The 6000-nt window shown below is 59.0% G+C and carries 5 protein-coding genes and 1 rRNA gene; all 6 read right to left on the reverse strand.

The features are described from left to right. Positions 1–69 precede the first annotated feature (69 nt). The 6 genes from BM344_RS14780 to rrf all read right to left on the reverse strand — a co-directional run bounded on the left by BM344_RS14780 (position 70) and on the right by rrf (position 5841). Positions 70–855, reverse strand: coding sequence for a TatD family hydrolase (locus tag BM344_RS14780; RefSeq protein WP_091991859.1), 786 nt, complete (start codon positions 853–855; stop codon positions 70–72). A gap of 25 nt (positions 856–880) precedes the next feature. Further along, positions 881–2461, reverse strand: a complete 1581-nt coding sequence (prfC, locus tag BM344_RS14785; RefSeq protein ID WP_091991861.1) for a peptide chain release factor 3 — start codon at positions 2459–2461, stop codon at positions 881–883. Between the two features lie 94 nt (positions 2462–2555). Further along, complete coding sequence (gene rimI / locus BM344_RS14790; protein WP_091991863.1) at positions 2556–3041, reverse strand: ribosomal protein S18-alanine N-acetyltransferase; 486 nt, start codon at positions 3039–3041, stop codon at positions 2556–2558. Then, on the reverse strand, positions 3041–3832 hold the full coding sequence (locus BM344_RS14795) for a hypothetical protein (RefSeq protein WP_091991865.1): 792 nt from the start codon (positions 3830–3832) through the stop codon (positions 3041–3043). The genes rimI and BM344_RS14795 overlap by 1 nt, the downstream gene beginning before the upstream one ends. 31 nt (positions 3833–3863) lie before the next feature. Continuing rightward, complete coding sequence (locus BM344_RS14800; protein ID WP_091991868.1) at positions 3864–5414, reverse strand: 2-isopropylmalate synthase; 1551 nt, start codon at positions 5412–5414, stop codon at positions 3864–3866. A gap of 312 nt (positions 5415–5726) precedes the next feature. After that, positions 5727–5841, reverse strand: a 5S ribosomal RNA gene (gene rrf, locus BM344_RS14805). Positions 5842–6000: the final 159 nt, after the last annotated feature.

Raw genomic sequence — 6000 nt, forward strand, 5'->3', positions numbered from 1 at the left:
CTTGAAAAGCCAGGGCGCGAAGTATACTCGAACCACCCGGGAAAACCAACCCCGCGCCACACTGTTTCGTTATTCACTTATCCACACGCCGGGCCAACCATACAGGCGGCACGCGTTGTCGATCAGAGCCCGGGCCAGGACGTCCTCGGGCTCTGGCCGGAGGTCCGCGAGCGCCCGGAAAATTTGCGTCAGATACACAGGGGAATTGCGCCCCTTTTTCACTCCCTCCGGCGCCATATCGGGGGCGTCGGTTTCAAGCACCAGGCAGTCCAGAGGTAGCCCGGCAACCGTCTCCCGGGTCTTACGGGCCCGTGAATGGGTAATCACGCCTCCAATGCCGATAAAGCACCCCAGATCGGCCAGCTTGCCGGCCTGTTCCTTGCTGCCCGAAAATCCGTGGATCAACGCACGACCGGACCAATGACGCTGCCTTAGACAACCGTGAATTTCGTCATGGGTTTTGACCGAATGCACCACCAGTGGCAGCGCAAGTTCCGAGGCCAGTTCGATCTGCGCCTCAAACCAGGGCCACTGCTCGTCAAGATTGCCATGTAAACGGTCCAGACCACACTCACCCACGGCCACGCACTCCTCAGGCCGCGCTATCAGCTGTCGGCGTAGCTCGGCGAGGTCGTCGTCACCGTGTTCAGCAACGAACCAGGGATGAATGCCCAGGCAGTAGTAAAGACCGTCATAGCCTTTTGCAGTATCCCGCACCCGCCCCCAGTCCGGCCGCCGAACACCGGGTATGACCAGGCGGCTCATACCCTGGGCGCGAGCGGCATCCAGTTCCGCAGCGCGGCAGTCGTCGAAGCGGGGAAAGTCGAAATGGCAATGGGCGTCGATCAACTCCATGGTCACCTCCCTGCCCCCGGTGCTCTCAATGTTCCCGGGTTTTGTGGAACTGAATGTCCGGGTAACGCTCCTGGGCCAGGTTCAGGTTTACCATGGTTGGCGCAATGTAGGCGAGCCTGTCGCTGCCATCCAGCGCCAGGTTGTCGTTGTTCTTGCGCTGGAATTCGTCGAGCTTGCGCTCGTCCTTGCAGGTCACCCAGCGCGCCGTCGCCACGTTGATCGGCTCGTAGATGGCTTCCACCTTGTACTCGCTTTTCAGGCGACTGACCACAACATCAAACTGCAGCACCCCGACGGCACCTACAATCAGGTCATTGTTGCGAAGCGGCCGGAACACCTGCACGGCCCCTTCCTCGGACAGCTGGATCAACCCCTTTTGCAACTGCTTGGCCTTGAGCGGATCCTTCAGGCGAATCCGGCGGAACAGTTCCGGAGCGAAGTTCGGTATACCCGTGAACTTCATGTCCTCGCCCGCAGTGAAGGTGTCGCCCAGCTGGATGGTGCCGTGATTGTGCAGACCGATGATATCGCCAGCGAAGGCTTCGTCTGCATGCTCACGGTCCCCGGCCATAAAGGTCAGGGCATCGGAGAACCGAACCTCCTTGCCGATGCGCACATGGCGGGCCTTCATGCCCTGGCTGTATTTGCCGGACACAATCCGCAGGAAGGCCACCCGATCCCGGTGCTGAGGATCCATATTGGCCTGTATTTTGAAGACAAAGCCCGAGAAGCCGTCTTCCGCTGGCTCCACCAGTCTCTGGTCGGTCTCCCTGGGCTGCGGCGCCGGCGCCCAATCCACAAGACCATCCAGCATGTGATCCACACCAAAGTTACCCAGGGCGGTACCGAAGAATACCGGGGTCAGTTCGCCGGCAAGAAAAGCCTGCTGGTCGAATTCGTGGGATGCTCCCTTGACCAGTTCGATCTCGTCTCTCAGGTCTGTGGCGTAGGCACCAATGGCCTGATCCAACTCGGGATTATCAAGCCCGGGAATCACCCGCTTCTCCTGAATGGTGTGCCCCTGGCCCGACTGGTACAGAATCACTTCGTCCCGCAACAGGTGGTATACGCCCTTGAAACTCTTACCCATGCCGATGGGCCAGGTGATCGGCGCACAGGCAATCTTGAGCACGTCCTCAACTTCGTCCATGAGTTCCACGGGGTCTCGCGTGTCACGGTCGAGTTTGTTCATGAACGTCAGGATAGGAGTATCCCGCAGTCGCGTGACCTCCATCAGCTTGATGGTTCGTTCCTCAACGCCCTTGGCGCTATCGATAACCATGAGGCAGGAGTCCACGGCGGTCAGCGTCCGGTAGGTGTCTTCCGAGAAATCCTCGTGGCCCGGCGTATCCAGCAAGTTCACCAGCCGCCCACCGTAGGGAAACTGCATCACCGAGGTGGTGACAGAAATGCCCCGCTCTTTTTCCATCTCCATCCAGTCGGACTTGGCATGCTGGCCCGATTTCTTGCCCTTGACGGTGCCCGCCTTCTGGATAGCCTGCCCGAACAGAAGGACCTTCTCCGTGATGGTGGTTTTACCGGCGTCCGGGTGCGATATGATGGCGAAGGTACGGCGCTTGGCCACTTCCTTGGAAAGGGTAGACATAATCGAAACGGAACCTGAATCTGAAGCTCGGAAAAAGGCGGCCATTATAGAGCCTATGGGTTGAATTCGCGAACACCGGCGTACTGACTGCACGCTAGCGCGACAGCGTACGAACCATCACCAGGGCATCCTCGCGGCCGTCGGGTGCCGGATAATATCCGGGGCGCTGCCCGATCTCGTGAAAGCCCTCCCGACGATACAGATCAATGGCGGGCCTGTTGCTTATCCGGACTTCCAGCAGCAACTGCGACATGCCCTCGTGGGCCGCGGTGGCAAGCAGATGTTTGAGGAGGTACCGCCCGACGCCCTGCCCCCGGGCCAGCGGGTGGACACAGAGATTGAGCAGGTGTGCCTCTCCGGCCATGTAGGCAACCACGGCATAGCCCGCAAGACGATCACCATGGCTGGCAGCCCAGAGGCGGTAACTGTCCTTGAAACAATCCAGGAAAACGGCCTCGCTCCATGGGTGGGAATAGCCCTGACGCTCAATATCCAGAACCGAAGGCAGGTCTTCCTCTGCCAGAGGCCTCAGTTGCAAATCGGACAGCAGGACCTGTTGATAGACACCAGGACGGGCCATCAACGGGCGCCCAGCGGCTTGATCAACTGCCAGAGTCTCCGCTTGAGGCCTGAGTCGCCCGCAAGCTCTGCCAGCGAATGCGGAAAGCTTACCGCCGGTGAACGCTCCAGGGCTTCTGCAATCCAGTCGTTACTGCCCTTTGACGCACTCCTGAGCACTATAATCTCATGCCCATTGATTCCAGCCACCACACTGCGAAGAACCTCCTGCACGTTACTGCCATTCTTGGCCAGAACCCGCAAATTGTTGAAGATCGGCCAGCCGATCCGGCCCAGGTCACGGGCCTGACGTTCTCCGACGCTGGCCAGAATGTTGGCGGCCAGGACTTCCTGGAGCCGCTGACTCGCGTCTGAAGAAAAGTCAGCGATCAACGCCACCCGGTCGCCAGCCCAGATCCTGATGTCGAGGGCCTGGGCAGACCCTGAGACCGGCTGATCGGCGATTCGACTTTCCGACTCCTTCGCAGGCTCCGATCCGGATGTGGTAGCCAACGGCTCCGGCAACGGCGCTTTACCGGCGACGGGCTGCTCTTCCATAAGAGCCTGAAGGTCGGCAATACGGGCGCCGCCGTCTTTCGCACTCGTCTGTCTCTGAGACGATTTCCTGGCCGGTAGGGGTCTCATGCCTGGGGATGCCACCGGTTCCGGCGCCACCCGCTCGGCACGGGGCGGCTCCGGGAGGAACTCGAAATCAGGACTCGGGGCTGCACCGGGTAACGGTTTGCGGGCATACCACAGGCGGATGCCCGCGGTGGCAAGATAGAACTGCCGTTCGGTTTCAGTTCGAATCATTCAGGCTGCCTGCATCTCTGGAATCGCCGTTTTAAACATCCGCCACCTGCGGGTGCTGCCGAATGCCACCCCGGCTGATCAGATTGAGCGCCTCAATGTAGGCCTTGGCGGAAGCGATAATAATGTCCGTGTCGGCACCCACACCGTTCACTATCCTGCCGCCACGCTCCAGTCTCACCGTGACCTCACCCTGGGCGTCGGTACCACTGGTGATGTTGTTGACCGAATAAAGCTGCAGATTACAGCCAGAATCCACCAGGGACTCTATGGCCTTGAAGGTTGCATCGACCGGACCACTTCCCTCTGCTTCCACCTTGTGCTCCTTGCCATCCACCGTGAGGGTCAAGTTGGCCTTGGGGACCACGCCGGTTTCCGAGCAGACCTGCATGCAGACCAGTCCGTACCGGCCTTCTTCCTCTTTTTGCCGGGTATCACTGGCAATGGCCTGGAGATCCTCATCGAAAATCTCATGCTTGAGATCGGCCAGTGCTTTGAATCGGGTAAACGCTTCGTTCAGCTCAGTTTCGGTTTCAAACTGAATGCCCAGCTCCATCAGACGAGTCCGGAACGCGTTGCGGCCGGAATGCTTGCCCAGCACCAGACTATTGGTGTGCCAGCCCACGTCCTGCGCCCGCATGATCTCGTAGGTTTCCCGATGCTTGAGCACACCGTCCTGATGAATACCCGACTCGTGGGCAAAGGCGTTCGCGCCAACGATGGCCTTGTTGGGCTGAACCGGGAAACCGGTAATAGTAGAGACCAGGCGGGAGGCAGGCACGATATGCTGGGTATCTATACGGGTGTCGATCTGGAACAAATCCTGGCGCGTGCGGACTGCCATCACGATCTCTTCCAGTGCGGCGTTGCCGGCGCGCTCGCCCAGACCATTAATGGTGCACTCTACCTGACGGGCACCGCGGGACACCGCAGCCAGAGAGTTGGCCACGGCAAGCCCCAGGTCGTTATGGCAATGCACCGAGAAGATAGCCTTGTCGGCATTTGGAATCCGGTTGAGCAACTGATGGATGGTCTCGCCAAACTGCTCGGGAATGGCATAACCCACGGTGTCGGGAATGTTAATGGTACGGGCACCCGCATCGATGGCAGCCTCAATGATCCGGCAGAGAAAATCCAGCTCGGAGCGACCGGCGTCCTCACAGGAGAACTCCACATCGTCCACATGGCTGCGAGCACGCTTCACGGCCCGAACTGCCTGCTCAACCACTTCATCCGGCTGCATTTGCAGCTTGTGCTTCATGTGGATTGGAGAAGTTGCAATAAACGTATGAATACGCCCTTGCGCCGCTGGACGAATAGCCTCCGCTGCGCGGTCAATGTCATTATCCAGCGCCCGGGCAAGGCTGCAGACTGTAGATTCCTTGATCGACTCGGCGATGGCTTTTACTGCCTCAAAGTCGCCCTGACTGGCAATCGCGAATCCCGCCTCGATCACATCCACCCGGAGCTTCTCAAGGGCCTTGGCGATGCGAAGTTTCTCTGCCTTGTTCATGGTCGCCCCGGGGCTCTGCTCGCCATCACGGAGCGTTGTATCGAAAATTACCAGATGATCAGTCTCAGGCATTGTGAGGCTCCATGGGGGATTGGATTTGTAATGGCAAGAGTATATCACCGTAGGCACGGGAACTTTTATCCGGCCAATAAAAAACCCCAGCATCAAGGATGCTGGGGTTTTGGGTATTAGGAGCCTGACGATGACCTACATTGCTCGCGCTGTCGCGCTCGGCCCTTCGGGCCCGCCGTCGCTGCGCTCCCGCGTCCTGCGCTTGCCGTTGGCAAGCTGGTCACATGGGGGCCTTTGTAGTGCACAGCAGGGCCTCGATCCAAAATAAAAAAGCCCCGGCAGCTGATGCTGTCGGGGCTGTTTTATTTAGGAGCCTGACGATGACCTACTCTCACATGGGCAACGCCACACTACCATCGGCGCTGGTCTGTTTCACTTCTGAGTTCGGGATGGGATCAGGTGGTTCCAGACCGCTATGGTCGTCAGGCAAAACGGTTGATCACTGGGGGACGGGATAGAGTTAAGTGATGTTGATTTCGTTAGAGCGTGGCTTTCGCTAGCTCTTGCGTTATCCGCAATTGTCTTGGGTGTTATATAGTCAAGCCGCACGAGCAATTAGTACCGGTTAGCTCAACGCCTCGCAGCG

Origin of the sequence: Marinobacter gudaonensis (assembly GCF_900115175.1) — a bacterium.
GTDB lineage: Bacteria > Pseudomonadota > Gammaproteobacteria > Pseudomonadales > Oleiphilaceae > Marinobacter > Marinobacter gudaonensis.